The 26,167-nt window shown below is 68.7% G+C and carries 24 protein-coding genes; 10 read left to right on the forward strand and 14 right to left on the reverse strand.

The window, feature by feature from the left end; all coding sequences use genetic code 11:
* Window positions 1–32: 32 nt before the first annotated feature.
* The 4 genes from BMY29_RS14865 to trpC are packed head-to-tail and all read right to left on the reverse strand — an operon-like array spanning window position 33 to window position 3,908.
* On the reverse strand, window positions 33–830 hold the full coding sequence (locus tag BMY29_RS14865) for a 2-amino-3,7-dideoxy-D-threo-hept-6-ulosonate synthase (protein ID WP_049989689.1): 798 nt from the start codon (window positions 828–830) through the stop codon (window positions 33–35).
* A gap of 24 nt (window positions 831–854) precedes the next feature.
* The gene (trpA, locus tag BMY29_RS14870) at window positions 855–1,781 is read right to left on the reverse strand and encodes a tryptophan synthase subunit alpha (RefSeq protein ID WP_049989690.1); all 927 of its coding nucleotides are present in this window, start codon (window positions 1,779–1,781) and stop codon (window positions 855–857) included.
* Complete coding sequence (trpB, locus tag BMY29_RS14875) at window positions 1,778–3,055, reverse strand: tryptophan synthase subunit beta (protein ID WP_049989691.1); 1,278 nt, start codon at window positions 3,053–3,055, stop codon at window positions 1,778–1,780. The genes trpA and trpB overlap by 4 nt, the downstream gene beginning before the upstream one ends.
* A 49-nt stretch (window positions 3,056–3,104) precedes the next feature.
* Entirely contained in the window at window positions 3,105–3,908 is an 804-nt protein-coding gene (trpC, locus tag BMY29_RS14880) for an indole-3-glycerol phosphate synthase (RefSeq protein WP_049989692.1), read from the reverse strand.
* A 132-nt stretch (window positions 3,909–4,040) separates the two neighbouring features.
* Here trpC and BMY29_RS14885 point away from each other — a divergent pair, with 132 nt between their 5' ends.
* Window positions 4,041–4,511, forward strand: a complete 471-nt coding sequence (locus BMY29_RS14885) for an MGMT family protein (RefSeq protein WP_049989693.1) — start codon at window positions 4,041–4,043, stop codon at window positions 4,509–4,511.
* Window positions 4,512–4,658: 147 nt separating this feature from the next.
* Here BMY29_RS14885 and BMY29_RS14890 read toward each other — a convergent pair whose 3' ends face one another.
* The 5 genes from BMY29_RS14890 to BMY29_RS14910 all read right to left on the reverse strand — a co-directional run bounded on the left by BMY29_RS14890 (window position 4,659) and on the right by BMY29_RS14910 (window position 8,667).
* The gene (locus tag BMY29_RS14890) at window positions 4,659–4,889 is read right to left on the reverse strand and encodes a hypothetical protein (RefSeq protein ID WP_049989694.1); all 231 of its coding nucleotides are present in this window, start codon (window positions 4,887–4,889) and stop codon (window positions 4,659–4,661) included.
* 73 nt (window positions 4,890–4,962) lie between these two features.
* Entirely contained in the window at window positions 4,963–5,556 is a 594-nt protein-coding gene (locus tag BMY29_RS14895) for an NUDIX hydrolase (RefSeq protein ID WP_049989695.1), read from the reverse strand.
* A complete protein-coding gene (locus tag BMY29_RS14900) occupies window positions 5,553–6,068 on the reverse strand; it encodes a DUF7109 family protein (protein ID WP_049989696.1) in 516 nt (171 codons plus the stop codon). Before BMY29_RS14900 ends, BMY29_RS14895 begins: the two co-directional genes overlap by 4 nt.
* A 26-nt stretch (window positions 6,069–6,094) precedes the next feature.
* Window positions 6,095–7,297: a glycosyltransferase family protein gene (locus BMY29_RS14905; RefSeq protein ID WP_049989697.1), complete on the reverse strand. Its 1,203-nt coding sequence runs from the start codon at window positions 7,295–7,297 to the stop codon at window positions 6,095–6,097.
* Between the two features lie 101 nt (window positions 7,298–7,398).
* Entirely contained in the window at window positions 7,399–8,667 is a 1,269-nt protein-coding gene (locus tag BMY29_RS14910; RefSeq protein ID WP_206539054.1) for an MFS transporter, read from the reverse strand.
* Window positions 8,668–8,774: 107 nt separating this feature from the next.
* Here BMY29_RS14910 and BMY29_RS21185 point away from each other — a divergent pair, with 107 nt between their 5' ends.
* Both BMY29_RS21185 and BMY29_RS14915 read left to right on the forward strand, forming a co-directional pair.
* Complete coding sequence (locus BMY29_RS21185) at window positions 8,775–8,945, forward strand: HVO_0758 family zinc finger protein (protein WP_173424890.1); 171 nt, start codon at window positions 8,775–8,777, stop codon at window positions 8,943–8,945.
* Window positions 8,946–9,164: 219 nt separating this feature from the next.
* Window positions 9,165–10,256: a PfkB family carbohydrate kinase gene (locus BMY29_RS14915; RefSeq protein WP_049989768.1), complete on the forward strand. Its 1,092-nt coding sequence runs from the start codon at window positions 9,165–9,167 to the stop codon at window positions 10,254–10,256.
* Between the two features lie 20 nt (window positions 10,257–10,276).
* Here the strand turns inward: BMY29_RS14915 and BMY29_RS14920 are convergent, their stop codons facing one another.
* The 5 genes from BMY29_RS14920 to arcD all read right to left on the reverse strand — a co-directional run bounded on the left by BMY29_RS14920 (window position 10,277) and on the right by arcD (window position 15,922).
* The gene (locus BMY29_RS14920) at window positions 10,277–11,470 is read right to left on the reverse strand and encodes a DHH family phosphoesterase (RefSeq protein ID WP_049989699.1); all 1,194 of its coding nucleotides are present in this window, start codon (window positions 11,468–11,470) and stop codon (window positions 10,277–10,279) included.
* Window positions 11,471–11,530: 60 nt separating this feature from the next.
* The gene (locus BMY29_RS14925; RefSeq protein WP_049989700.1) at window positions 11,531–12,436 is read right to left on the reverse strand and encodes an SDR family oxidoreductase; all 906 of its coding nucleotides are present in this window, start codon (window positions 12,434–12,436) and stop codon (window positions 11,531–11,533) included.
* A 116-nt stretch (window positions 12,437–12,552) separates the two neighbouring features.
* A complete protein-coding gene (locus BMY29_RS14930; protein WP_049989701.1) occupies window positions 12,553–13,845 on the reverse strand; it encodes a sulfite oxidase in 1,293 nt (430 codons plus the stop codon).
* Window positions 13,846–13,895: 50 nt separating this feature from the next.
* Window positions 13,896–14,321: a DUF5791 family protein gene (locus tag BMY29_RS14935; protein ID WP_049989702.1), complete on the reverse strand. Its 426-nt coding sequence runs from the start codon at window positions 14,319–14,321 to the stop codon at window positions 13,896–13,898.
* 110 nt (window positions 14,322–14,431) lie between these two features.
* Window positions 14,432–15,922: an arginine/ornithine antiporter ArcD gene (gene arcD / locus BMY29_RS14940; RefSeq protein WP_049989703.1), complete on the reverse strand. Its 1,491-nt coding sequence runs from the start codon at window positions 15,920–15,922 to the stop codon at window positions 14,432–14,434.
* A gap of 260 nt (window positions 15,923–16,182) precedes the next feature.
* On the opposite strand from arcD, the gene BMY29_RS14945 reads away from it, so the two are divergent.
* From BMY29_RS14945 to BMY29_RS14980, 7 genes are all read left to right on the forward strand, one after another.
* Entirely contained in the window at window positions 16,183–17,316 is a 1,134-nt protein-coding gene (locus BMY29_RS14945; protein WP_049989704.1) for a tubulin/FtsZ family protein, read from the forward strand.
* Between the two features lie 43 nt (window positions 17,317–17,359).
* The gene (locus BMY29_RS14950; protein WP_049989705.1) at window positions 17,360–19,342 is read left to right on the forward strand and encodes a glycoside hydrolase family 2 protein; all 1,983 of its coding nucleotides are present in this window, start codon (window positions 17,360–17,362) and stop codon (window positions 19,340–19,342) included.
* Window positions 19,343–19,657: 315 nt separating this feature from the next.
* On the forward strand, window positions 19,658–20,539 hold the full coding sequence (locus BMY29_RS14955; RefSeq protein WP_049989706.1) for a coiled-coil protein: 882 nt from the start codon (window positions 19,658–19,660) through the stop codon (window positions 20,537–20,539).
* Between the two features lie 803 nt (window positions 20,540–21,342).
* Window positions 21,343–22,713, forward strand: a complete 1,371-nt coding sequence (locus BMY29_RS14965; RefSeq protein ID WP_049989708.1) for a carboxylate--amine ligase — start codon at window positions 21,343–21,345, stop codon at window positions 22,711–22,713.
* Between the two features lie 111 nt (window positions 22,714–22,824).
* Window positions 22,825–23,820, forward strand: a complete 996-nt coding sequence (gene sppA / locus BMY29_RS14970) for a signal peptide peptidase SppA (protein WP_049989709.1) — start codon at window positions 22,825–22,827, stop codon at window positions 23,818–23,820.
* Window positions 23,821–23,926: 106 nt separating this feature from the next.
* Entirely contained in the window at window positions 23,927–25,264 is a 1,338-nt protein-coding gene (locus BMY29_RS14975) for a DUF373 family protein (RefSeq protein ID WP_049989710.1), read from the forward strand.
* A gap of 49 nt (window positions 25,265–25,313) precedes the next feature.
* Window positions 25,314–26,039, forward strand: coding sequence for a diphthine--ammonia ligase (locus tag BMY29_RS14980; RefSeq protein ID WP_049989711.1), 726 nt, complete (start codon window positions 25,314–25,316; stop codon window positions 26,037–26,039).
* The last annotated feature ends 128 nt before the right edge of the window (window positions 26,040–26,167 follow it).

Below are 26,167 nucleotides of genomic sequence, written 5' to 3' on the forward strand. Positions count from 1 at the left end.
GAGCTTCGAAGAAGAATCAGGAAAGCAGGAACTCAGGCTTCGATCGCCAGGCCGGCTTCGGCGAGCGCGTCCTCGGTCGAGAGGTCGTCGTGGACGACGCCGGCGACCGCCCGCGCGATGGCCTCGGGGTTCTCGTGCTGGAAGATCGACCGGCCCATCGAGACGCCCGCGCCGCCGGCGTCCATCACGCCGCGGACCATCTCGATCGTCTGGCGGTCGGTGCCCTTCGAGCCGCCGGCGATGACGACCGGAAGGCGAGTCGATTCGACGACGTGCTGAAAGCTCTCGGCGTCGCCGCTGTAGCCCGTCTTGACGATGTCGGCGCCGACCTCCTCGGCGAGACGGACCGCGTGCCCGAGCGCTTCGGGGTCTTCGGGGTCGACGCCGGGGCCACGGGCGTAGGCCATCGCGAGCACGGGCATGCCGAGCCGTTCGGCCGCCGCGGTGACCTCGGAGAGCTGGGTGATCTGGTCGGGTTCGTGGTCGGAGCCGACGTTGATGTGGAAGGAGACGGCGTCGGCGCCGACGCGGACGGCCTCCTCGACGGTGCCGGTCATCCGTTTGTCACTCTCGTCGGGCCCGATCGTCGTCGAGCCGTTGAGGTGGACGATGTAGCCCTGGTCGTTTTTATTGTCGTGGACGCGGGGCGCGACGCCCTTCTGCGTGAGGACTGCGTCCGCGCCGCCGCTGGTCACGCCGTCGATGGTCGATTCGATGTCTTTCAGCCCCTGGACGGCGCCCATCGTGAGCCCGTGATCCATCGGGACGATCACGTAGGAGCCGTCTGTACCGATCCTGTCGAGTCGCGCGTCGATGCCTGTGGTAGTCATTGCGAGTTTGTAGCAAGCTTGTGGTTATGGCTGTTCTGGTTCCGGTGTATCTTCCGTATCGACCGTGATAGAGTCCGCGCCGCGGCGCGCGCCTCGCTTGAGTTCGCGGGCCTTGGCCTCGAGTCGGTCGACCGCGTCGCTCGGGTCGTCGCTCGAAGCGATGTTCTGAGACTCCGTTTCAGTGCCCGCTGAGCCGTGCTCAGCGATGATGTCCACGAGCGCGCTGCCGACGATGACGCCGTCCGCGCCCGATTCGACGATTTCGGCGGCGTGGTCGCCCTCGCTGACGCCGAAGCCGACCGCCTTGGGCACGTCGTACTCGGAGAGGCGCGCCAGGCTGTCGTGGGTCGCGGTCGAGACGTTTTCGCGTGCGCCCGTGGTTCCGAGGCGGGCCTGGACGTAGGCGAAGCCCGAAACCTGCGACATGATAGCATCGAGGCGCTCGCCCTCGGTCGTCGGCGCGATGATGAAGACGAGATCGAGCCCGTTGTCGTCGCAGGCCCGACGCAGCGGGTCGGCCTCCTCGGCGGGGAGGTCGGGGACGATGATTCCCGAGAGGCCCGCGTCGGCCGCCCGTTCCACAAAGGGCCGCACGTCGGGTTCCGAACCGTACTGGAGGATCATGTTGTAGTAGGTCATCACCAGCAGCGGCGCCTCCGTCTCGAGGTCGTCGACCAACTCGAAGAACCCCTCGGGGGTCGTGCCGGCCTCGAGCGCGCGGTTGATCGCCCCCTGAATCGTCTGCCCCTCCGCGATCGGCTCCGAGAACGGCAGGCCGAGTTCGATCAGATCCGAGCCGCCCCGATCCAGGGCCTCGACGTACTCCTTGGTGTCCGCGAGGGACGGATCGCCGGCGGTGATATAGGTGATCAGCGCCGGGTGGTTCTCGCGGACGGCCGCTTCGACGTCGCTGTCGTATTCGCCGGGGGCGGATCGCGATTCGTCGCTCACGAGTCGAACACCTCCACGTCCGGCGCGGCCGCAAGGTCGCGTTTCTCGGTCTCCTCGAGAACGGTCTCCAAGTCCTTGTCGCCGCGCCCGGAGACGGTGACGACGACCAGGTCGCCGAGGTCCTCGTGGGCTTCTTCCAAGTACCCCAGGGCGTGGCTCGACTCCAACGCCGGGATGATCCCCTCGAGTCTGGAGAGCCGGTGGAAGCCGTTGAGCGCGGCCTCGTCGTCGACGCTCGTCGGTGTCACGCGACCGGTCTCGACGAGATGCGAGAGCTCCGGCCCGACGCCGGCGTAGTCCAGCCCCGCGCTGACGCTGTGGGACTCGACGATCTGGCCGTCCGTGCTCTGGAGGAGTTTCGTCATCGCGCCGTGGAGGACGCCGTCGGTCCCCGTCGAGAGCGTCGCGGAGTTTGGCGCGACGGCCTCTTCCTCGTCGATCTCGAGACTCGAGCCGCCGGCTTCCACGGCGACGAGGTCGACCTCTTCATCGGGAACGAAGGCGTGGAACGTCCCCATCGTGTTCGAACCGCCGCCGGCGCAGGCGACGACGCTGTCGGGAAGCCGACCCGCCTGCTCGCGGACCTGTTCGCGGGCCTCCTGGCCGATGACAGCCTGGAAGTCCCGGACCAGCTTCGGGAACGGGTGCGGGCCGACGACTGAGCCGATCACGTAGTGCGTCCGCTCGACGGTCGTCGCCCAGTCGCGCATCGTCTCGTTGATCGCCTCCTTCAGGGTCCCGCTGCCGGTCTCGACGGGATTGACCTCGGCCCCGTTCATCCGCATCCGGTAGACGTTCGGCCGCTGGCGGTTGACGTCCGTCCGGCCCATGTAGATCTCACAGGGCATATCGAGGTGGGCCGCAGCCATCGCCGTCGCGGTGCCGTGTTGCCCGGCGCCGGTCTCGGCGATGATCCGCTCCTTGCCCATGTACTTGGCCAGCAGGACCTGGCCGAGTGCGTTGTTCAACTTGTGCGCGCCGCCGTGGACCAGGTCCTCGCGCTTGAGGTAGACTTCGCGGTCGTAGCGTTCGCTCAGCCGGTCGGCGCGCTGGAGCGGCGTCGGCCGGCCGCCGAAGTCCCGCATCCGCTCGCGGAACTCGTCCATGAAGCCGTCCTCGTTCTCGAGGACGTACCGCTCGTAGGCGTCCTCGAGTTCCTGCAGGGCCGGCATCAGCGCCTCGGGGACGTACTGGCCACCGTAGTCGCCGAAGGTACCCGTGCCCGCCTGCCCGGTGTCGCTCTCGCCGTCGCGGTCGCGCTCGCCTGTACTCATGTCTGAATCGCTCCGTCGTGGTCGTTGTCGTACTCGTTCATGTCGTCTCTCACTCCGTCGATTCCGATCGCGGCTCCGACTCCGCTTCCGCCCGCGCGAGCCGCCGCGTGTTCTCGGTCACGTCGCTATCGCCCGCGCCGTGGTCCATGATGGCGCTGCCGACCAGCAACGCGTCGGCACCGGCTTCGCGCATCTGCCGGACGTCGGCCGGCGACGAGATCCCGCTCTCGGCGATCAGCGTTACGTCATCGGGTACGTGGGGAGCGACCGACTCGAAGGTTTCGAGGTCCACCTCGAGCTGTGCCAGGTCGCGGTTGTTCACGCCGATGAGGTCCGCGCCCGCCTCGACGGCGGCCTCGAGTTCCGCGCGGTCGTGGACCTCGACCAGCGGCTGGAACCCGCGCTCGCGAGCCGCGGCGATCAGGCCGTCGAGATCCTCGACGAACCTGGCGATCAACAGCAGCAGGTCGGCCTCGACGACGTCCATCCCGTCCTCGTCGAGGACGAAGTCCTTCCGCAGGACGGGGACGTCGACGGCCTGGCGGACGCGAGTCAGCGCCTCCGGCGAGCCGCCGAAGTGGGTCGGCTCCGTAAGGACGGAAATCGCCGCCGCGCCGCCGTCGACCATCGCTTGTGCGAGTTCCACGGGGTCGTCCGCCCGAGTTCCGTCGGCCGTCGGACTCGTCGGCTTCACCTCCGCAACGATCGGGACTCGCCCGTCGGCCTCGGCCCGGGCCACCGCGTCGGGTAGCGAGCGCGCGTCGACGGCCACCTGACCGTCGCCGCCCGACCGCTCCCGCGCGGCCGCAAGGATCGACTGCACCGCGGGCGCCAGCTCCGTCTCGGAGTTCATTGTTGTACATCGACGTACGCATATGTACAAAAGGCTTGCGTCATTCGGATGTGCAAGACGGGACCGATGCGGCGGGCCCCTTTAAGAACGAGGACCGGCGCCTATTCAAGTCCGGATCGCCTACGAACGGGTATGGAGGACGTTACGGACGCCGGAATTTACGTGCGGGAGTCGCCGTACCTCGACCGGTACGTCGAGATCGGAGCCGCCAGCGGGCGGGTCCTCAGCGTCTCCTTCCCCGACGTGCCTGAGGACGACGCCGACGACGACCATCCCGTCCTCGATCGGGTCTTCGAGTACCTCGACGGGCTGGAGCCGGTCACCTTCGACGACGTCCAGGTCGCGATGACCATGCCCACCGACCAGCGCGCGGTCTTGGAGCAGGTCCGCGAGATCCCCTACGGCGACCAGGTCGACGTCGATACCCTCGCGCGGATGACCCCCAACCTCGATCACGAGGACGAGGACGACGTCATCCTGGTCCGGACCGCGCTCGACGAGAACCCGGCACCGATCCTGATTCCGGACCACCGCGTGCGCGACGGCCCCAGCGCCGCGCCGCCGGACGTCGAACAGAAGCTGCGTTCGATCGAGGAACTGTGACGTCTCGGAGTCGGAGCCGCGCTCGTTCCGTCGCGACGACGCGGTGATCGCCGCTCGCTCTCGCGTGCACTACTCACCCCTACGTTATCCCTTCGAGATAGGCCGGAAGTTAGTCTCACAAGTCGTCTTCTCGAGTTGACCCAGATATTAACCGTCCGCGTCCGGATTTTCGTCGATGTGGTGCACTGCGGTCGGTGACAGGAGCCGACCGCTCGGCAGTTCCACCCATCCGTTCGCGAGCAGGCGTATCGCGCCCTCGTGCAACACCGTCTCGCTCTCCATATCGCCGTACACGACGGCGTCGTCGTACTCCTTTACGAACAGATCGCCTAGCTCGACGTCCGCGAGGTCGAGGGCCGATTCGGTGGAGATCACCATATCGATGCCTTCCGCGTAGGGGTTGAAAAACGTCCGGCGGCGGCGAACGAACGCGCCGACGGGACGAACGCCCTCAGCGGTTGGAGCGGTCGACTTTCTCGGGCGCTTCGAAGTCCGTCGCCAGTTCGAGCAGTTGCACGAGAATGCGGCCCGTCGCGCCCCAGACGGTGTAGCCGTCGACGTGGAAGTAGTGAATGACGATGTCGCCGTAGTAGGGGTGATCGCGGCGCTCGTACTCGTAGTTGGCCGGATCGAGCAGCCCCGAAAGCGGGAGCACGACGATCTCGGCGACTTCACGCCCGTCGCGTTCGTACTCGCGGTCCGGCACGTGCCCGACGAAGGGCGTGACCGCGTACTCGGATATCGTCCGGATGTCGTCCAGTTGGCCGACGATCTCCGCCTCATCGCGCTCGAGGCCGATCTCCTCGTTGGCCTCCCGAAGCGCGGTATCGAGGATCGTCTCGTCCTCCGGCTCGGCTCCGCCCCCGGGGAAGCTCATCTGTCCCGGGTGCTCGCCGAGGTCGTCGGCCCGCCTGGTAAAGAGCAGGTGATCCTCGCCGTCGCGGTCGACGATCGGTGCGAGCACGGCCGCGTCGTACGGCTGATCGTCGATCTCGGCCGGTTCGTGAGTCGCGACCGGGTCGAGCGTCAGTCTCCGTCGCGTCATTCCTCGAGCGCGTCCTCCAGTCGCGTCCGTTCGTCCGTGAGCTCGACCGGGGCCCAGGCTTCGACGTCGTAGCTGACGTCGATCAGGGTCCGGATCCGGTCGACGTCGCCCGCGGCGACGGCCTCGTCGGCGGCCTCGCGAACGCGCTCGCGAGCGGCCGCGCCGAGGGCCTCGCGGTCGAGTCGTCGCCGGTCGATATCGAGGATGTGCGGGACGTCCTCCGCGTACTCCGGCACCGTCGGAAAGGCCGTCGGACCGGCGACCAGCAGCGGCTCGCCGTCCGAGGCAGCTCCGTCGGGGGCCACGCCGTCATCGCGGGGCTCGCGGGGTTCGTACCGGCAGAGCGCGAAGTCCTCGATCGCCCGGTCGATCGCCGCCTCGAGGGCCGCGTCGTCGACGGCCCGCCCGTCGTCGCGGTAGGCGGCCTCGGCGAGCGCCCGCTCGAGCTCCGTGCGGGTCAACCCGCCGAAGAGGTCGACCACGCCGGCCAGTTCGTCGGCGGTCGCGTCCATACGCGGTCCAACGGGGAGTGATCGGATTAGTCTTTAGTCTCTCGGCTCGCGAGCCCGAACCGACGCGCCGCGCTCCCGCCCCGTCCTCGATCCGCATCCCGTGTCCGCCAGGGCCTGGCCGCCACGAGCACGTCGGCCGGCGAGAACGGGGCCTCGGTCCACCGCGGTAGCCGCGTGTCGGGCCCCGGCGGGGCGATCGACTCGGCGTAGCGGGCGACCTGATCCCGCTCGCCGGCGGGGTCGTACTCGAGCCCGTTGAACGCCGCGTCGGCGCGGTACTGGTCGATCAGTTCGCCGCCGGCCACCCGGTAGCGGTCGGGCAGCGTCTCGTAGTCGGGCTCGACGCCGCGGTCCTCGAGCGCGCGCAGAAGTTCGGCGGCGACCTCGCGGCTCATCCCCTCGAGGCCGGCGTCGCCGGTGACCGCGCGGTGGTCGTGCTCGTGGCGGCCGAGGTCGACCTGCGCGCTCCCGCCGAAGCCGGCGACGTCGTAGGCGTCGCCGAGCGTCCCGACCTCGAGCCCCCAGGCCCGCGGCGCGCGGAGCCGGCGAGCGAGGTCGGCGGTCGCGGCGAACTCGCCGGCCAGGGCGTACCGGAACGCGCCGAGGTAGTCGACGATCGGCGCGTCGTGGGCGGCGGCGAGGGCGCGCACGAGCGGTTCGTAGAACAGCCGAAAGAGGCGACCGTAGAGCCGGTCGCGTTCGACGCGAGCGTAGTAGCCCTTCGAGAACTCGTAGTCCAGCGTCAGCGGCGCGAGCAGCCGACGGACGTGCTCGGCCTCGTAGCTCCGGGCGTCGGCGTCGTGGACGACGACGGTGTCGGCGGCGTCGGCCGCGGGTCCGAGCGCGAGCCAGACGTCCCGGCCCTTCCCGAAGTCGCCGGCCAGGCCCGCGTCGGCGAACAGCCGATCGACGCCAGGCGCGTTACACCAGAGGACGCGGGTCGGCAGGTCGAACGTGTCCAGCCAGTCCCGGAACGGACCGATTCGCTCGGGCTCGGTGCGGACGGGGACGAAGACCGCGGCGGGTGCCGGCACCAGCCGTTCGAGCTCGCCGAGCACGCGGTCAGCCGCGGGACTCTCGTACTCGCGGCCGGCCATCGGGACGACGACGGCCGTCTCGGCAACCGCGCTGGCGGCCTCGCGCGCGAGGTCACCGCCTGCTTCCGCGTCCGCCCCCGAGCACTCCCCGAACTCGTGAAGCGTCGCGATCCGTTCCTGGACGTACTCCATCGATGGGTTGTTCGAGCGGACCGGTAAAACGGCCACGACTCCGGGCGGCGGGACGCGTCGGCCGAAATCGAGCGGTCGCCGGGTTGCTGACTCGCCGACGGTCAGTTCGCGTCCGCGCTCGCTCTCGGTTCCCCGTTCGCGCCCGTCGGAAGCCGGCCGGCCGCATAGAGGGCGACCAGGCCGACCAGGACGACGCCCACGCCGAGCGCGAGGAGTCGGAACGCGGCGTCGAACGCCACGCCGGCGTCGACCAGAAATCCGAGGACCGCGCTCCCGGCCGCCTGAAGCGGCATCATGACGCCGGTGAACAGGGCGTAGGCGCTGGCGCGGTTCTCGTCGGGGACCGAGGCGAGGACGTAGGTGTCCGAGGCGGGGAAGATGCTGTGGATGACGTAGCCCATAACTGCCGTGACCGCGAGGATCGCCCAGGTTCCCTCGACGACGGTCAGCGCGAGCAGGGCGAGGAGGAACGCGCCGACGATCGATAGCAGAAGCGGCACGAACCGGACGCGATCGGCGATCCAGCCCGTGATCGCGAACGCCGGCACGCCGGCCAGAAAAAGCAGCGTCAGGACCGACCGGGCGAACCCCTCCGGGAACCCCTTGACCTCGACGAGGTAGGTCACATAGAAATTGAACACGCCGTTCCAGACCAGCGCCGTGACCCCGACGATCGCCACGCCCGTGGCGACGATCGGCCACTGGCGGCGCAGCGCCGCCCGGAGGTCCCGGTCGAGTTTCCCGGCCGTCGGCAGCGTCGCGCGCCGCGCGGCGACGAACAGCGCGGCCGTCGACGCGACCGCCGCCAGCGCGATTGCGATAAAGAGCGCGCGCCAGGCGGCCACGGGCCAGGCGACCGCGAAGAAAGCGCCGACCAGCAGCGGGGCGGCCACCGCGGCGGCCTGGCTCGACGTGCCGTGGACGCCGATCGCGCGCCCGACCCGCGCGGGAAATAGTTCGCTGACCAGCGGACTCGCCGCCACGAAGTAGGCGCTGCTGGCGATCCCCATACATAGCGCGCCAATGGAGAGCACCTCGAGGCTTCGAGCGGTGGCCGCGAACACCGATCCCGCGGCGAGCAGACCGCCCGACGCGAGGATCAACCAGTGACGCGGGAACCGCGTCAGGAGGTAGCCAGTCGGAATCTGGAGGGCCGCGGCGCCGAGCCAGGCCAGCGTCGCCAGCAGGCCGACGGCGGCCGCGCTCGCGCCGAAGGCCTCCCGGAAGGGTTCGAGCAGCGGCGCGTAGATCACCCGACCGATATTGACCAGAAAGACCATCACGCACAGCGACCCGAACACGCCGGTTCGACCGGCGTGGCGCCGTCCGGCCGCCGTCTCGCTCGGCGACTCGGTCGTCGTCTCGCTCATACCTTCGTTGTCTCGCCGACGGGGTCAACGGTTACGGATCGGCGCGGGCGAGTCGGAACTCGAAAAAGCACCGGTCTTTTTCTTCCCCTCCTTCTTACAGGGCGAACATGAAATCAGTCCGGAAGGCACTGCGTGACGGGGAACTCGACAAGGACACCTACGATCGGCTCGTCTGCGGCGACTGCGAGAAGCCGCTGAAGACCGAAAACGACCCGAACGACATCAAGACGGTACGGATCTGCCCGGACTGCGCTTCGGAGTGGAAGGAAATCCGCTGAAACCGGCCGCCGACCGCCGGTAATCGGCAGCCGGCGGCGTCGGTCGATCCGAGGCGGTGAACTCGGATCGACACTGACACACCGTCGGCAGTCGCCGCTGCCCACTGCCTCGTCGCGATCCGCGCGGCGACCGTGCGATCGACGCCCTCGATCATCGGTTCGCCGCTCGGTCGCGGTGCCAGCCGTTGCTTTTTGCCGCCGACCGGTGCAGTCTCGAGCGTGAGCTACGACGCGCTCCGCGATCGGCTCGCCGCGTTCGAGTCGGACGATCCCCGAACCGTCCTCTCGCTGCCCGACGGCAGCGTCGACCGGTGGTACGCACTCTCGGGAGCCGGCGGCGATCGACTCGAGGCAGCCGCCGCGTTCGCCGATCAACTCACCGCGGGCGGCCGCTCGTTCGCACTCGAGCCCGTCGACGATCGGCCTGGCGGCCAGGCGGTCAACGCGGCGATCCAGGTCCACGAACTCGGCGAGTCGGCGACGCTCGTCGGCCACCTCGACCACCCGGTGTTGTCCGAGTTTCCGTTCGAGACGCACTCGATGGGGTGCCCGGCGACGATCCGCGTCGTGGCGTTCGATGGAGACGAGGTCATGTTCTCCGAGCCGGGGCCGGCCGAAGACTGGGGGATCGACGAGTTGCTGTCGGTCGTCGACTGGGAGCGCGTCGTCGGCGCGGACGCGCTCTGCTGTGGGAACTGGGTCTCGGTCCGTGGGCTCGCGGGCGTCTTCGACCGCCTGGCGGCGGCCCCGCCGGACGAGCCGCTTCCGGTGGTGGTCGACCCCGGTCCGATCGACGCGGTCGAGCCGGCGGCCCTCGCGGATCTGTTCGACGCGCTCGCACGCGCCGATTCGCCGGGCGCGGCGGCCGTGTTCTTGAGCGTGAATCCGACGGAACTCGACGCCGCCGCGCGGGCCGCGGAAGGCGGCGACGTCGCGGGAGACGGCGCGGATTCGAGCGGAGACGCGGGAACGGATACGGACACGGATGCGGACGCCGGCCGGGTTCGGGATCGGGCGAGCGCGCTCCGCTCGGCGCTCGGCGTCACCGGCGTCGTCTCCCACGGCTCCGACGCCGCCGTCGGGGCGACGCGCGACGACACCGCTATCGTCGAAATGCTCGACATCGGCAAGCCCCAGCGGACGACCGGCGCGGGCGACCGGTTCTCGGCCGGCCTGGCCTGCGGACTCGCACGCGCCTGGTCGCTCGAGACGGCGCTCGCGCTCGGGAACGCGTGTGCGGCGCACTTCGTCGGGATCGGCGAGACGGCCGATCCGTCGGGGATACGATCGCTCCTCGAGAACGGCGACTGACGACGATTAACGACGACCGGTCACCGCTCGCCCGACATCGCGGCGAAGAGCCGCTCTTCGAACTCCGTTCGGCTGATGCCGTCGGAGGGGCCGATCCCCGCCATGTGATCGACCGAGAGCTGGCCGCCGCCCATCCGGGCGTGGCCGCCGGCGCTGGCCATCGGAATGTCGCTGATGGCGTGGCGCAGGGTCTCGCCCATGTGCACCCGGTCGTCGCGCGAGCGACCCGAGAGGTGGATCGTCCCGTCGTGTTCCCCGTAGACGACCACCGCCGTGACGCCCTCGAGGTGCATGAGTTCGTCCGCGGCCTGGGGGATCGCGTCCACGTTGCCGATCTCGCCGACGTCGCAGACGGCGAAGGGGCCCTCGACCCGCTTTTCGGTGATCGCCGTCGCCTTGACCTGCAACACGTCGTCGCTGATCTGCGGGTTGGCGATCCGGTCGAGAAGGTCCTCGTCGATCCCGGAAAAAAGAGCGGCGCAGGCGTCGAACTCGGCCCGCGAGCAGCCGTTGGTCAGGTGGTTCGTGTCCGACTGGATGCCGTAGAGCAGCCCCGTCGCGAGTTCCGGCGATACCTCGAACCCGCCGCCGTCCGCCGCGGCCATCGTCGCGCCGATGTCGTCTAAGTACTCGACGACGATCGTCGACGCCGCGCCGTAGCCGGTTCGGACGTCGGTGAACTTCGTCCCGGCGCCGTTGCCGGGATGGTGGTCGACGACCGCGATCGGCTCGACGGTCTGGGCGCCCGTGAATCCGCGCGGCGTGTTGTGATCGACCAGCACCACCGCCTCCGAATCGAGCTGCGAGCTCGCCTCGAGGGGGTCGAGGTCCAGGTTCAGAACGGTCCGGAACGCGCGGTTCTCCTGGTGTCGGATCTCGCCGGGGTACTGCAGGGTCGCGTCGGCGTCGACCGACTCCGCGATCGCCGCGATCCCCATCGCACACGACATGGCGTCCGGATCGGGATTGGGATGCATCAGCACCGTCACCTCGTCGTGATCGGCCAACACGCGCTGGAGCCGGACCCCCGGAGGCCGCCGGAACCAGCGGATCACCCACCACCCGCCGAGGACGAGCGCGACGACGGCGAGAACCAGCAGGGAGAGGACCAACGGGTCGAGCGCGCGGATCGAGTCGCCCACCGACTCGGGCATCGACGCCAGCGGGTCCGCCCCGACGGTCGTCGCGGCCGTCGGGACGCTCCGATAGCTCATATCAGCACGTCAAATCGAATCACCATGAATTTTCCCCCGATTTCGGGGTGTCGCCGGGCGTCAGTCCGCGGTCTCGGCGCGATAGGCCTCGATCGCGTCCCGATACCCTTCCCGGAAGGTCGGATACGCGAACTCGTAGCCCAGCTCGCGCAGTTTCTCGTTCGAACACCGCTTGCTCGTCAGGATCCGTCGCCTGGCCGCCGCAGACAGCTCGTCGTCCTCGAGCCGTTCGTCCTTCGTCCGCTTGGGCGGCCGCTCGACGCCGCACTCGTCGGCCAGCCAGTCCGCGAAGTCCCACTTCGGCGCCGGCTCGTCGTCGACCACCTGGACGACCTCGCCGCGCGCTATGTCCTCTTCGAGCAGGAAGCGGACCGCACCGGCGGCATCGTCCCGGTGGACCATGTTCAGGTACCCCTCCGTGACGGGGCCCTCGAGGTACCGTTGGAGTCGGTACCGGTCGGGACCGAACAATCCGGCAAAGCGGGCGACGGTCCCCTCGTAGCCGTACTCGTCGGGGTACTCGAGCGCGATCCGCTCGGCCTCGGCGAGCACCTCGGTCTTCTCCGTCGTCGGCTCGATCGGCGTCTCCTCGTCGACCCAGTCGCCGCCGTGGTCGCCGTGGACCCCCGTCGAGGACGCGTAGACCAGGCGATCGGGCGCGCCCGCACCCTCGCGTTCGCCGAAGGCCTCAATCGCCGTCCGCAGCCCCTCGACGTACACCTCGCGGGCGGCGTCGGCGCCTCGGCCGCCGCTACTGGCGGCGAAGACGATGGCGTCGACGGGCGGCACTGCGTCGAGGTCGCCGCGATCGGTGACGTCCGCCCGAACGGCGTCGAATCCGGCGTCCTCGATCCGCGCGACCCCGTCGTCCGAGCGGCGGACGCCGATCGGCTCGTGGCCGCGGGCTACGAGCTGGCGGCCCAGTTCCAGGCCGACGTAGCCACACCCCAGAATTGCGACTCGCATACCCGATCTCGCGGCCGATCGGACATAATTGCACCGCTCGAATCGGGACCTCGGGACGGGTCGGTCGCGATTTCCGGCGATGGTCGACTCGATCGACGAGGGTCCGTCGGAGCCGCCTACTCGCGGTCGACCGTGACCTCGACCGCGTGGGGCGCGTACGCGTTCTCGGCGTAGCCGCCCTCGTTCCACGGGTATTCGTCGTCGCTATCGTCAGCACCACCCTCGCCGTCCTCGGTTTCGGCCTCGTCCGCGTCCGGCCGCGAGATGCGCGCGGGCTGCCGACGCCCGTGCTCGTCGGTCGCCCGGGAGACGAGGGTGTACGAGCCTGGCGACGGCTCCCAGACGTATCGGAACAGCCGCCAGGCGCAGTCGTAGTTCGGCCCGAAGAACGAGCCCTCGTCCCAGCCGTCCCCGCCGTCGGTCGAGACCTCGATTTCCGTCACCTGGTCGTCGCCGGCCCAGGCGACGCCGACGACTTCGATTGTGCCGTCGCCCCGCGGTGATACGGTCGCGCCGTCGTCGGGGTAGCCGATCGTCGACTTGACGTTCTCGTCGAAGGTGTACGGGTGGTCGACCTCGTCGGACGCTTGCTGTTCCCAGGTGTCGTAGGTCGAGACCGTTTCGCGGGACTCGGGCTCGACGCCCTCGGGATGGATCCGGTAGGAGGACTGCTGCCATTTGGTGTAGTCGGCGCCATCGCGGTCCTCCCACTCCGGCCCGTGGACCATCTTCTCCGTCACGTGGAGTTCGGAGAGCCACTTGACGCTGTTGACCCCGTACCAGCCGGGAACGAGCAGTCGAACTGGGCGCCCGTGTTCCGGCGGCAGCGGCTCGCCGTTGACCTCGTAGGCGAGGATGCAGTCGTCGAGTACCTTCGACATCGGGACCGAGCGGGCGAATCGGTCGTTCTCCGCGTCGACTTCGGGGTGGTCGCCGCCGACCGCGGTGAGCCACGTTCCGTCGTCGGTCGCCGCGCCGTGATCGGCGAGGACCGACGAGAGCGGTGCTCCGGTCCAGAACGCCGTGCTGACGGCCCCGTACTCCCACTGGACGTTCCCGGTTTCGGGCTCGAAGTAGCCCCGACCGTTGCCCGCACACTCCATCGTGTGCGCCACCGCGACCGCGGGATAGTCCTCCCGGATGGTCTTCATGTCGAGGTCGGCGTCTCGGTCGACCGCACCGGTGAGTTCGACCGTCCAGTCGTCGATCTCGGGGTCCAGCGTCTCGTTGCGGTGGCAGACGTAGTGGTCCTCGACCGGCGTGAGCCAGTTCGCGTACGTGCTCCGGTCGGCGGCGCCGACGACCCGGTACCGGTCCTCGAAATCGGGGATGGCCTCGGTGCCGGGTTTGCGCTCCAGAATCGCCGCCAGTTCCCGTTCTCGGTTCTCGCTGCGCTCCGAATCTGACATGGCGAACGGACACCGCCGCGAGCGATAAAGTTCGGGGCTGCGCCTCGCGCCTACGGCGCGCCGTCGGCGATCACGTACTGCACGTGGACGAACTCCTCGAAGGACATCGGCGCGCGGCTCTCGAGTTTCTGCTGGATCTCCTTGGCGTCCAACTCGAGGTCGAGTTCGCTCTCGACTGCGTCGACATCGAGCACCGCCGTCGACATGCCCAGCAGTAGGTGTTCGAGCGCCATCGTCTCGATCGTCTCGGGGTCGGGCTCGCCGTCTCCGAGCGACTGGATCGCGGCGGCCTCCTCGAGGCTCAGTTCCGGCGAGTCGCCGTCGACCAGCGTGTCGAGCCTGGCCCGGTCAACGTCAATCTCGGTCGCGACCGCGGACGGGCCGCGGTCCTCGACGATCGTCGCGAGGTCGTCCTCGTACTCGGCCCGGAGGTCGGCGGGCGAGTCGGGGACGGTCATCCGTTGTTCGTAGAACATACGGGAAGGGACGAGAATCGGGAAGAAAGGTATTGTGACTCGTGCCATACTCGTCCCGCCCGCGGTTTTCCTCGCAGCGGTCGAAAACGATGCGGAGCCGCCGGTTGCGGTCAGTCCTCGCCAGGCGCGATCGGCTCGGGATCGGGCTCGGCTGCCGATCGGGTCGTCGACCCGGCGGCGTCCGCGGGGGCTCGATCCGCGAACGCGATCTGCCACCCGGTCACGCCCATGAGGAGGAGGATAACTGGCGACAGAAGGCCGAAGAAGTAGTACGGCGCGTACGACAGCGTAGCGACGTTGAGCGTCCCGGCCATGAACAGGCCGCCGCTCGACCAGGGGACGAGCGCGGAGGTCGTCGTCCCGGAGGCTTCGACGGCGCGCGAGAGGTTCTCGCTCTTCAGCCCCTGCTCGTGGTAGAGGTTCCGGAGGGACATCCCGGGAACGACGATGCTGATGTACTGCTCGGCGGCGAGCACGTTCATCGAGACCGACGAGAGCACCGTCACGCCGGTGAGACTCGCTACACCGCGGCTCAGCCGGCCGAGGTGGTGCGCGAGGACGGCGAGTACACCCGCGCGCTCGAGCAGGCCGCCGAGCGAGAGCGCAGCCATCGCGATCGTCACGATCCACGCCCCGCCGAGGAGCCCGTCGCTCGCGAGCAGTTCGTCGACCAGTTCCATCCCGGTCTCGGGACTGGTTCCCGACTGCGCGATGGACCAGGCCGCGGCGAACCCAGTCCCCTGGACGAGCATCGACGTCAGCACGCCCGCGAACACGCCCGCGCCGAGAGCGGGAAGCGGCGAAACGCCGTAGATCGCGAGGCCGAACGTGAGCACGAGCGGAAGGAAGACCAGCGGGCTCACGGCGTAGGTGCCCTCGATGGCGCCCTGGATCTCCGCGATCCGTCCGGCGGGGACGGCGCCGCCGGCCCGCAGGCCGAGGACGGCGTACAGGACGACCGAGAGGCCGAACGCGACGGCCGTCCCGGCGCGCATCGCGTTGATGTGATCGTAGAGGTCGGTGTTGCTCACGGCGGCGGCGAGGTTCGTCGTGTCCGACAGCGGCGACTGCTTGTCGCCCGCGTAGGCGCCGGTCAGGACCGCCCCGGCCGTCATCGGCGCGGGGACGCCGAGCCCGGACCCGATGCCGATGAAGGCGACGCCGAGCGTTCCCGCCGTGGTCCACGACGAGCCGACGGCGAAGCTGACGACCGCGGCGAGGATCGCAGTCGCCGGCAGGAACACCGACGGCGAGAGGAGTTCCAGCCCGTAGTACATTAGACTCGGAATCGTCCCGGCCGAGACCCACGTCGCGATGAGCGCGTAGACGACGAACATGATGAGCAGCACCCGCATCCCCATCAGGAGGCTGTCCGTCATGCCGTCGTAGAGTTCGTCCCAGGAAAGCCCGAGATGGTATCGAGCGAACAGCCCGGTGAACCCGATCCCCCAGACGAGCGGGAACTGCGGGTCCAGTTCGAACGCGACGATCCCGACGCACAGGAAGAGCAACATCGCCGCGATGGGAACGAGCGCCGTCCCGAGCGACGGCCGCTCGTCGGGGTCGAGCTCCTCGAACAATCGGGGCTCGAACGCTACCATCGACCCACCCCGAATTCGGTGGTCGGCCGCTGCGGATCGCGTTGGACGGCGGCTTCGTCGGCGGCAGCCGTCCCCCGCCGCGGACCGAACCGGCCGCGTTGCATCGATTTCCGTTCAAGTGTTACACGCATACGTGATGGATTACCGTCCATAGCTCCGTTCCCCGGAGGACTTGTATCTAACTTCTACGGGCCGCGACCTCGTCCGCCGGGACGACTCGCTCCGGAACGTTCAACACGCGGCCATACCATGACCGTGACATGAAAGTCGCCCTGATCGGCGTCGGCCAGGCCGGCGGCAAGATCACCGAACGGCTCGCCAGGTTCGACGCGGAAATGGACTTCGGTGCCGTCCAAGGTGCGCTGGCGGTCAACTCCGCGGAGCCCGACCTCCAATCGCTCGAGTTCGTCGACACGCAACTGATCGGCGCCGACCGCGTCAACGGTCACGGCGTCGGCGGCGACAACGAACTCGGCACGGAAGTGATGCAGGCCGACGTCGAGCAGGTGCTGGACGCGTTCGACGGCCGCGTCACCTCCCGCGCCGAGGCGATCTTCGTCGTCGCCGGGCTCGGCGGGGGGACTGGCTCGGGCGGCGCGCCCGTGCTCGTCCACCACCTCCAGCAGGTCTACGATGTCCCCGTCTACGCTCTCGGCGTGCTGCCCGGGCGCAATGAGGGGGCGCTCTACCAGGCCAACGCCGGTCGGTCGCTGAAGACGCTCCTCCGGGAGGCCGACGCGACGCTACTGATCGACAACGACGCCTGGCACGAACAGGGCGAGAGCATCGAGGGCGCCTTCGAGCGGATCAACGAGCGGATCGCCAAGCGCGTGGGCCTGCTGTTCGCGGCCGGCGAGGCCGTCGACGGGGTCGGCGAAAGTAGCGTGACGTCGAAGACGTCACGAACGAGAGGCGGCGCAGCCGCCGCTAGCGTAGTGGACTCGAGCGAGGTCATCAACACCCTCCGCGCGGGCGGGGTCGCGGCGCTGGGCTACGCCACCGAGATCGCGAGCGAGGACAGCGGCGAGAACATCCGGACGGCGATGACCGTCTCCCGCCAGGCGCTGCTGACGGGGACGAGCCTGCCCGACGCGACGACGGCCGAGGCGGCGCTGCTGGTCGTCGCCGGGAACCCGGAGGCGATCCCGCGCAAGGGCGTCGAGAAGGCCCGTAGCTGGCTCGAGGACGAGACCGGGAGCATGCAGGTCCGCGGCGGAGACTTCCCGCTGGACAGCGACCGCCTCGGTGCGCTGGTGTTGCTCGGCGGCGCGGAGCGGTCCGACCGGATCCGGGCGTTCATGGAGCGCGCGAAGGAAGCGAAGGAGGCACAGGAGACGGAATCGACGGATCCCGCCGCGGCGCTGACCGACGACCGGCTCGAGGACCTCCTCTGAAACGTCGGAACTGCTTTTTCCTTCCAGTTCACTGGCAGCAACAATGACTGCTGAGAGGGGCCGAGAGTGGACGGGTGGGATCGTCACGGACCGGGATGGGGACGGCGTGCCGACCGTCGCGGAGTGGCGGCCGGTGTCGGTGCCCGGTCGCAACGCGGCGTTTGCCGACGCGGACCGGATCGCCTATCGAACGACGGTTCCGGACCCGCGGGACGCGGAGACCGATCGCGCGCTGCTCGAGGTCCGGGGCGCCTACGGCCGCGCTGAGATTTGGATGAACGGCCGCCACCTGGGGGACCACGACCCCCACTTCGTGCCGGCCCGATTCGAGTTCGAGCCCCTGCTGGAGAACGAACTGCTCGTCGTCTGCGAGCGACCCGACTCGTTCCCGGGGATCCACGCGACCGACGAGGTTCCGGACGACCTCGCGACGCCGGGCATCTGGTGGGACGTCACCGTCGAATCGCGGCCGGCGACGTTCGTCCGGCGACTCGAAGCGCGGCCGCGCCTGGCCGCGGGCGGCGCACCGGAGCCGGACGCAAGCGGGACCGGGGACGCGGAGACGGAGCAACGACGTGTTGACACGCGCGCGGACGGCGCGGGCGCCGCGATCGACGTCACCGCCGAGATCGACACCACCGTCGGGGTCGACGACGACCTCACGCTCTCGCTCCGACCCGAAGGGTTCCGCGGCGCCGCCAGCATGGAGCGCCTGGCGGTCGAGGCGCCCGCGGGCGAGCGGACGACCGTCTCGACGCGGGTCCCGATCCGCGAGCCGTCGCTGTGGTGGCCCCAGGGGTACGGCCCGCAGAGTCGGTACGCGGTGCGGGCGAAACTCGGCGACGACGCCGTCGAGCGGACCGTCGCGTTCCGCCGGGTCGAACGCGACGGCGAGGAACTGCTCGTCAACGGTCGGCGCATCCGGGCTCGCGGGTTCACGCGACTGCCCGGCGGCGATCCCCGCGCGGACGTCCGGCGGGCCGCCGAGGCGAACGCGACGCTGCTTCGCGTCCGCGGGCACGTCCCGCCGACGGAGCTGTACGACGCCTGCGACGCGGCGGGAATTCTCGTCTGGCAGGACCTGCCCGCGACCGAGGACGGCGGTGAGCCCGCGCTCGATCGAGGACTCGACCTCGCGAACGCGATCGCCGAGACGTACGGCCGGCATCCGAGCCTCGCGATGGTCGGCGTCCGGGAGGTGCCGATCGATCCGTTCGCGGACCCGCTCGGGAGCGGCCTCCTCGCGAAGCTCGCGTTCCGCTATCGCGCCTGGCGGACGTCGGTCGACGACGAGCCGGCGCGGGAGCTCGCTTCCGAAATCGCCGATTCGCTCCCCGAAGCCCTCCCCGTCGTCGCGACCGCCGGCGCGCCGGGCACCGACGCCGACGCGACCCGCCTCGCGCCGGGCTGGCGGTACCTCGACGCCGCGAACGTCGACTGGCTGCTCGAGATCGACACCTCGCTGGGCGCGTTCGTCGGCGAGGTCGAGGTCGGCTCACTGACCGACGCGACCGTCGATCCCGCGTCGGTCCCCGGACTCGAGCCGGCGCTCGCGGAGCGATGGGCCGATGGAGCCGACGACGTCGGGTCCTCTCAAACCCGCCAGGCGAGGACGCTGAAGGCGACCGTGGAGGCGCTCCGGCGGCGCGATTGCGGCATACTCGCGGCGGCACCGCTCCGGGACCCGGGAGCGGGCGGCGGCACGGGCGTCATTTCGAGCGACGGCAGCGAAAAGCCCGCGTACCGCGCGCTCGCCGACGCCTTCGAGCCGGTACAGGCCATCCTCGACGAACCGCCGGCGTCAGGGTCGGGGATCGTCGGGATAACGCTCTGTAACGATACCCACCGAGCGCGAAGGGCGCGGGTCGCCTGGCGCGCCGGCGACGAGTCCGGGGAGACGACGGTCGACGTCGACTCGCTCGACCGGGTGCCCGCCGGCACGGTCGCGATTCCGTCGGACGCCGAACGAGTCGATATCGAGGTTAGCCTCGGCGATCGGACGGTCCGTAACCGGTACTATTTATAAATACCTCCCGTTACCCCTGTCACTGTCCGACAAGGAGGGACGAGAGGCCTGTGAACCGTTTTCAGACCCCGGGCGACCAGAACATTTAAATTACAGGCGACAGTAGTTGCGCTTACCAGAACGCCGCCGGGGCGCGTATCGCTCGACGATCGATGACAGGAAATCTTATTCACCGAGGTTTCGCAGATCGTGAGCGATCGCTTTCTACGGCTCGACAGCTCGGATACGACAGTCGTTCGCGCAGCGACCGACCGTCGGCGCCGATCGCCGCCGAGCCGTTCCCCGGCGCGGGTATGGCACAGAGGTTTGACTAACATGGTAGACGAATCGAAGAACATCGAACTGACAGAGGACGACCTCGAGAACAAATCGAAAGGCGAGCTCATCAAGATGGCCGGGCAGCTCCGAGACCGGCGAAACGAGCTCAACCAGATGGCCTCCGAGCGGGCTTCCAAACGCGACGACCTGAACGCGAAGACGCGCGAGAAGGTCGACGAGGCCCAGGAGCACCGCGAAAAGCGCGACGAGCTCAACGAGCAGGTCCAGGAACACAAGGAAAAGCGCAACGAGCTCAACGCCGAGGCCAACGAGCTGTTCGACAAGGTCGAGCAGCTCAAGTCGGACATGGAGCTCGACGAGGGCAAGGATCTCGAAGAACTCGAGGAGGAGATCGAACAGCTCGAGTTCAAGCAGCAGACCGAGGTCCTCTCCAGCGAAGAGGAGAAGGAGCTCATCGAGAAGATCGAGTCGAAACGCGAGGAGTACGAGGAGCGAAAGGAGAAGCTCGACCAGAACGAGGACCTAGAGGAACTCGTCGAGGAAGCCGAGGAAGTTCGCTCGGAAGCTTCTAAGCACCACCAGAAGGTCACGGAGCTCGCGGACAAGGCCCAGGAACACCACAACAAGATGATCGAGGCCTACCGCGAGGCCGACGACATCCGTGACGAGGCCGACGAGATGCACGAGAAGTTCGTCGATGCTCAGGAGGCGGCCGACCGCCACCACGAGGACTTCGTCCGCGTCCAGAAGCGCCTGCGCGAACTGGACAAGAAAGAAGAGCAGGAGCGCAAGTCCGAGCGGGACAAGAAGAAGGAAGAGGCCAAAGAAGAGGCCGAAGAAATCTATCAGAAGTTCAAGGAGGGCGAAACCCTCGACACCGAGGACCTGATGAAGCTCCAGAAGACGGGGCTACTCTAAGTCGATCTCGTCTACCGCGCGGTTTTTCTCCCGGTTTTCGGGATTCGCAAGCGGTCGCGTAGCAGCGTCGCCACCGATGGCGCATGCGACACCTACCCTACGGGTCGCCGCGCCGTCGACGGCGTTTCGGACGTCATCGCGGCAGTCACGTCGCGAATCCGATCGCGTCTCCGTAGTGCCGTCGCGCGGTAGTTTCACTGATTGTGAACGTAGGGGATTTATTTTGACCGGCGGTGTCTTTGGACGCAAGTAGCAACGGTACGGCTTCAATCGAACGGAGCGCGCCGCCAGTACGACGATCCGAGAGCGTCACCGAATTCCACGCCGCGTTCAACCACCCCGTCACGGCCCACCCCGCCCTGATCAAGCCCGCGGTGGGACGGGCGAGTCGGCATCGCCAGTGATGGCTGGCGTCCCCGGGCCGGGACCGCGACCGGGAGCGAGAGCAGTTCGGGACGATCCCATACGGGGCGGGACACTATCCGCGAGGGCGCTTGCGGCGCTCGACCGAGAACCGACCGCGTCCGCGCGTCCCGGCGCGGTTCGTCACCGCCGCCGACACCGCGGTCGTAACGGATGCCTACATTGGATTAGTCGACAAGAAGGGGTTCGATATCGCGTTGGATCACGCGTTCGACCCGATAGACGGCCGGAGACGGCAGTGCACGATCGACACCGATATCACCGTCAAACGGCGGGTATTCGATTCCTAACGCCGTCCATTCGGGCATACCCCGGACCGGCGTCCGCCGGGGCGTGTTATCCGATCTATAACAATGGAACCAGATCGACTGTTATCGGCCATGCAACGCTACAGGGACGACGTGAGCGTGGTCGTGCCCGGGATCGACGCGCCGAGCACCGTCGCCTGTCTCCGCTCGCTCCGACCGCGCGGCGTCCGAACCATCGTCGGCTCCGAGTCACGATCGACGCCGGCGGCCAGCTCGACCTACCGCGACGAGTTCGTCTCACTGCCGGATCCGACGACTGATCTGTCTGCCTACGGGGACGCCTTACTCTCGCTCGCCGAACGATCGGACGTCGAGACGATCATCCCGGTCCGCGAAGAGGACATCTACGTCCTCTCGGACCGCAAGGACGCATTCGCCGACGAAATCGCGACGCCGTGGCCGAACTTCGACACCCTCCGGCGCGTCCAGGACCGCGTCGAACTCTTCGAGGCTGCCGACGCCGCCGGGGTCGCGGCCCCCGAGACGACCCTCCTCAACGAGTGGGACGAGTGGGATCGCGAGGCCATCGTGAAACCGCGCTACACCGTTGCGGCATCCGCCTATCTCGGCCGCAGAGCCGATGACGCGGAGATCGGCTCGACCGAGTACCAGCGACCCGGTACGCGGCCGGATCCCCAAGCGGAGATCGCAAAGCGCGGTCACGTCCCGCTCGTTCAGGAGCGGATCCCCGACTCGCGGGAATTCGGCTTCTTCGCGCTTTACGACCACGGTGACCCGGTCGCGACCTTCCAGCACTGCCAGCGCCGCGGCTGGAAGTACTGCGGCGGTCCCAGCGCCTACCGCGAGTCGGTTCACATCCCGGAACTCGAGACCGCCGGCCGTGCCCTGCTCGACGAACTCGAGTGGCACGGCTTAGCGATGGTCGAGTTCCTGCGCGACCCCGCCGACGACGAGTTCAAGCTGATGGAGATCAATCCCCGCTTCTGGTCGTCCCTGCCGTTCTCGGTTCGCACGGGCGCCGACTTCCCCTACTACTACTGGCAGCTGGCGACCGATGAGCCGATCTCCTCGGAACCGACTTACGAGGTCGGCATGGGCGGACACCTTCTCCGGGGCGAACTCAGTTACCTGCACAGCGTGGCTACCGAGGAGTACCCCCTCGTCGAGCGCCCGTCTCTGAGTAGTGCCGCACGCGAGGTCGCCACGTCGCTCGTTCGTCAGCCCCGATTCGACTACGCGGTCACGGACGATCCGGTGCCGTTCTTTCAGGACGGCGTGAACCTGGTCCGGGCGTGGCTGGACAGCCGCTCCGAGGCGGCCCAAACGGCCGCGGGTGAGCCGGGAACCGAGATCCCGACCGAGGACGAGACCGAGCATCCGGAAGACGCCGGCGCGGAGCCGACCGAGACGAGTTCGACCGCAGAGGGCGAGCCGACGCGGTCGGCTCAGACAGACGGCGGACCGCAATCCGAGTCGCAGTGACCGGCACTCGATCCCGAATCGGACTCGCGTCTCGAATCGGCGACGACCGATAACCGTCAACGCTTAACGGGACTCGCTCCCACCTACCCCATATGATTCGAGGTGCCATCCGTGGCCGCTAGCAGGAATCTCGATCGTCTTCTGACCGTCGCCCTCGGCGGACTCGCGTCCGCTCTCGTCGCCGTCGCCCTGTTCGTCGTCTATCCGGACACGCTGACGGAGCTGTTCGGCGTGTTGGTCGCGATCGCAGCCGCCCTCCTCGGCCTTCGGTTCGCGAGCAACATCGCCGGATCGCTGTTCCCCGACTACGACGTCGCCGAGGTCGCCGTCGAGGGACCGATCAGTCGCGACGGCGGCGGCGGGCCGCTGCCGACGAGTCCCGGTGCGACGCCGGCCGACGACGTCGTCGAGCAGATCGACCGCGCGGACGAGGACGACAACGTCGACGCGCTGCTAGTGAAACTGAACACGCCAGGCGGCGAGGTCGTGCCCAGCGACGACATCCGGCTCGCGACCGAGCGGTTCGACGGGCCGACGATCGCCTACGCGACCGACGTCTGCGCCAGCGGCGGCTACTGGATCGCCAGCGGCTGTGACGAACTGTGGGCCCGCGAGGGGTCGATCGTCGGCTCGATCGGCGTCATCGGCTCCCGGGTCAACGCCAGCGACCTCGCCAAGAAGGTCGGCCTCTCCTACGAGCGCTTTGCCGCCGGCGACTACAAGGACGCCGGGACGCCGCTGAAGGAGATGGACGACGACGAGCGCGCGTACCTGCAGGGGCTGATCGACGACTACTACGACACCTTCGTCGAGCGGGTCAGCGACGGCCGCGACCTCGAATCGGAGTTCGTCCGCGACACCGAGGCGCGGATCTACCTGGGCGAGCAAGCCGACGAGCTTGGCCTGGTCGATCACCTCGGCACCCGCCGGGAGATCGAGGACGAACTGGCGGATCGGCTCGGTGCGGACGACGTGACCGTCGAGGAGTTCGAGCCCAAGCGGCCGCTGATGGCTCGCGTCGGTGCCGGGGCCCAGCGGGTAGCCTACGCCTTCGGAGCCGGGATCGCCGGCCTCGGCGACGGTCGCGGGTTCCGCCTGCGGAGCTGAGTTCGTCGGCCGCGGCCGCTCAGGTCGCGTTCGCGGACCGTGGCGGAACGGGAACGTCTCGAACGAGTAAGTGGTTTTATCGTCGCCGGGAACCCAACGCCTATCCGTGACAACGCTGGTCGTCTGCCTCGATCGGACCGACGACGTTGGCCGCAAGACCGGCCTCCGCTCGCCAGTCGTCGGTTGGGAGGCAGTTCGCGCGCTCGTGACCGACGTCGGTCTCGCGGATCCCGAGGACTCGGGCGTCAACACCTTGCTCGAGTCACTTCGAGTCGCCCAGAACCTCCGCGACGAGAACGAGGACGTCGTCGTCGCCGTCGTCTCCGGAGACCGAGAGTCGATGGTGTCGGCCGATCGAGCGGTCGCCGAGCAACTCGACGTCCTTATCGACGACCACGACCCCGACTCCGCGGTCGTCGTGACCGACAGCGCCGAGGACGAGCGGCTGATCCCCATCGTCGAGAGCCGCGTCCGCGTCGACTCCGTCGACCGCGTCGTCGTCCGCCAGGCCCGCGACATCGAGTCGACCTACTACCTGCTCAAGCAGTTCCTCGCCGACGAGGAACTGCGCCAGACCGTCCTCGTGCCGATCGGGCTGACGCTGCTGGTCTTCCCGCTGCTGGCGACCACCGTCGGCCCCGCGGAGGGCGCAGCCGCGATCACCACCGTCATCGGCCTGTTCCTGCTCTACAAGGGCTTCAACATCGACGAGCGCCTGACCAGGCTCACCCGCCAGACCCGGGAGTCGCTGTACTCCGGCCAGGTGTCGGTCGTCACCTACGTCGTCGCGGCCGGGCTGACCCTCGTCGGCCTGTTCGTGGGCGCGCTCGGGGTCTCGAGTCTCGAGCACACGTCCGGCGTGGTGGTTCCCGCGATGCGGTTCGTCTTCGACAGCATCCCCTGGCTGGCGATGGCCGCGCTGACCGCCAGCGCCGGCCGGCTGCTCGACGAGGCGATCGGCGAGGACCCGATCCGGCAGTCGTTTTTCAACCTGCCGTTTATCGTCCTCGCGGTGAGCCTGGTCGTCCGCGGCTTCTCCGCGTACTTCCTCGAGCAACAGAACGTGATCGACCCGTTCGTCGTCCCGGCGGCCGAACTCGGCGTCCTTCAGAACGAGCGGATCATCATGGGGGCCAGCGAACGGCTCGCGCTGTTCGTCGTCACCGCGATCGTCGTGAGCCTCATCGGGGCCCGAATCGCCGCCTCCGTCAGCGGGACGCGGGGCGAACTGGATCGTCCCGACGGCGGTTCGGACGCGGGACTCGCGGACGGCGGGCCGCCCTCGGCACCCGACGTCGAACGCGAACCGAACGGGGGAGCCGAGGCGGCCGTCAACTCCGACGCCGACCCTGATCCGGCGCCCGATCGGACTGATCCCGAACTCACCGACGGCGGGGCCGATTCGAACGCGGGACCCGACCCGAGCGAAAACCGCGAGCGGTGACTCCGTCCCAACTCGGTACCCATTTACCCGCACCCGGCAACCATCGACTATGAGCGACGCAGACGGCGCGTGGGTGAGCCTCTTCTCCGGCGGCAAGGACTCCTCGTGGGCGCTGTACCGGGCCCTCGCGGAGGGTCTCGACGTACAGCGGCTCGTCACCGTCCACCCCGCGGGCGACTCGTACATGTACCACGTCCCCGCGACCGACCTGGCCGGCCTGGCGGCCGAGAGCATCGGCATCGAACTGGTCGACGTCGAACCCGACGACTTCGCGGCCGAGGCGGCCGCGGACTCGAGCGCCCAGGGTGACGACGAGCTCGAACCGCTCGAAGCCGCCCTCGAAGCTCTCGATGGCGACCTCCCGGGCGGCATCGCCGGCGTCACGGCCGGCGCCGTCGAAAGCGAGTACCAGACCAGCCGGATTCAGGGGATGTGCGACCGTCTGGGCTGCGAACTCTTCGCCCCGCTGTGGCAGGAAGACCCCCGAGAGTTGGCCGACGCGATGCTCGAGGCGGGCTTCGAGATCGAAATCATCCAGGTCGCGGCCCACGGCTTGGACGAGTCGTGGCTGGGTCGGACCCTCGACCGCGAGGCGATCGCCGATCTCGAGGACCTCCACGAGGAGTACGGCGTCCACATTCTAGGCGAGGGCGGCGAGTTCGAGACGCTGGTCGTGGACGGACCGCACATGGACCGGCGGATCGACCTCGAGTACGAGACCGAGTGGGACGGAACCCGCGGAAGCCTGCGGATCACCGACGCGCGACTCGAGTAAAACGGGAGCACGGACGCGTTGAATATCGCGCTGCCGCGAGCGACTGGACGCGGTGATGGCGGGCCAGGCGGCGTTTCGCGAGTCGCACCGGGACTGACCGCGATTTCGCTGGCTCCCTCACGCCGCGG

This window comes from Natrinema salifodinae (assembly GCF_900110455.1).
GTDB classification, from domain to species: Archaea; Halobacteriota; Halobacteria; order Halobacteriales; family Natrialbaceae; genus Natrinema; species Natrinema salifodinae.

Excerpts from the sequence above, each read along its gene's own strand:
- BMY29_RS14945 (WP_049989704.1), top strand. The coding sequence starts at position 16,183 with ATGAAAGTCGCCCTGATCGGCGTCGGCCAGGCCGGCGGCAAGATCACC.
- trpB (WP_049989691.1), bottom strand. The coding sequence starts at position 3,055 with ATGAGTACAGGCGAGCGCGACCGCGACGGCGAGAGCGACACCGGGCAG.
- arcD (WP_049989703.1), bottom strand. The coding sequence starts at position 15,922 with ATGGTAGCGTTCGAGCCCCGATTGTTCGAGGAGCTCGACCCCGACGAG.
- BMY29_RS14965 (WP_049989708.1), top strand. The coding sequence starts at position 21,343 with ATGCAACGCTACAGGGACGACGTGAGCGTGGTCGTGCCCGGGATCGAC.
- BMY29_RS14885 (WP_049989693.1), top strand. The coding sequence starts at position 4,041 with ATGGAGGACGTTACGGACGCCGGAATTTACGTGCGGGAGTCGCCGTAC.
- BMY29_RS14935 (WP_049989702.1), bottom strand. The coding sequence starts at position 14,321 with ATGTTCTACGAACAACGGATGACCGTCCCCGACTCGCCCGCCGACCTC.
- BMY29_RS14925 (WP_049989700.1), bottom strand. The coding sequence starts at position 12,436 with ATGCGAGTCGCAATTCTGGGGTGTGGCTACGTCGGCCTGGAACTGGGC.
- BMY29_RS14900 (WP_049989696.1), bottom strand. The coding sequence starts at position 6,068 with ATGGACGCGACCGCCGACGAACTGGCCGGCGTGGTCGACCTCTTCGGC.
- trpC (WP_049989692.1), bottom strand. The coding sequence starts at position 3,908 with ATGAACTCCGAGACGGAGCTGGCGCCCGCGGTGCAGTCGATCCTTGCG.
- BMY29_RS14890 (WP_049989694.1), bottom strand. The coding sequence starts at position 4,889 with ATGGTGATCTCCACCGAATCGGCCCTCGACCTCGCGGACGTCGAGCTA.
- BMY29_RS14895 (WP_049989695.1), bottom strand. The coding sequence starts at position 5,556 with ATGACGCGACGGAGACTGACGCTCGACCCGGTCGCGACTCACGAACCG.
- BMY29_RS14950 (WP_049989705.1), top strand. The coding sequence starts at position 17,360 with ATGACTGCTGAGAGGGGCCGAGAGTGGACGGGTGGGATCGTCACGGAC.
- BMY29_RS14865 (WP_049989689.1), bottom strand. The coding sequence starts at position 830 with ATGACTACCACAGGCATCGACGCGCGACTCGACAGGATCGGTACAGAC.
- BMY29_RS14930 (WP_049989701.1), bottom strand. The coding sequence starts at position 13,845 with ATGTCAGATTCGGAGCGCAGCGAGAACCGAGAACGGGAACTGGCGGCG.
- BMY29_RS14980 (WP_049989711.1), top strand. The coding sequence starts at position 25,314 with ATGAGCGACGCAGACGGCGCGTGGGTGAGCCTCTTCTCCGGCGGCAAG.
- BMY29_RS21185 (WP_173424890.1), top strand. The coding sequence starts at position 8,775 with ATGAAATCAGTCCGGAAGGCACTGCGTGACGGGGAACTCGACAAGGAC.
- BMY29_RS14920 (WP_049989699.1), bottom strand. The coding sequence starts at position 11,470 with ATGAGCTATCGGAGCGTCCCGACGGCCGCGACGACCGTCGGGGCGGAC.
- BMY29_RS14955 (WP_049989706.1), top strand. The coding sequence starts at position 19,658 with ATGGTAGACGAATCGAAGAACATCGAACTGACAGAGGACGACCTCGAG.
- BMY29_RS14905 (WP_049989697.1), bottom strand. The coding sequence starts at position 7,297 with ATGGAGTACGTCCAGGAACGGATCGCGACGCTTCACGAGTTCGGGGAG.
- BMY29_RS14910 (WP_206539054.1), bottom strand. The coding sequence starts at position 8,667 with ATGAGCGAGACGACGACCGAGTCGCCGAGCGAGACGGCGGCCGGACGG.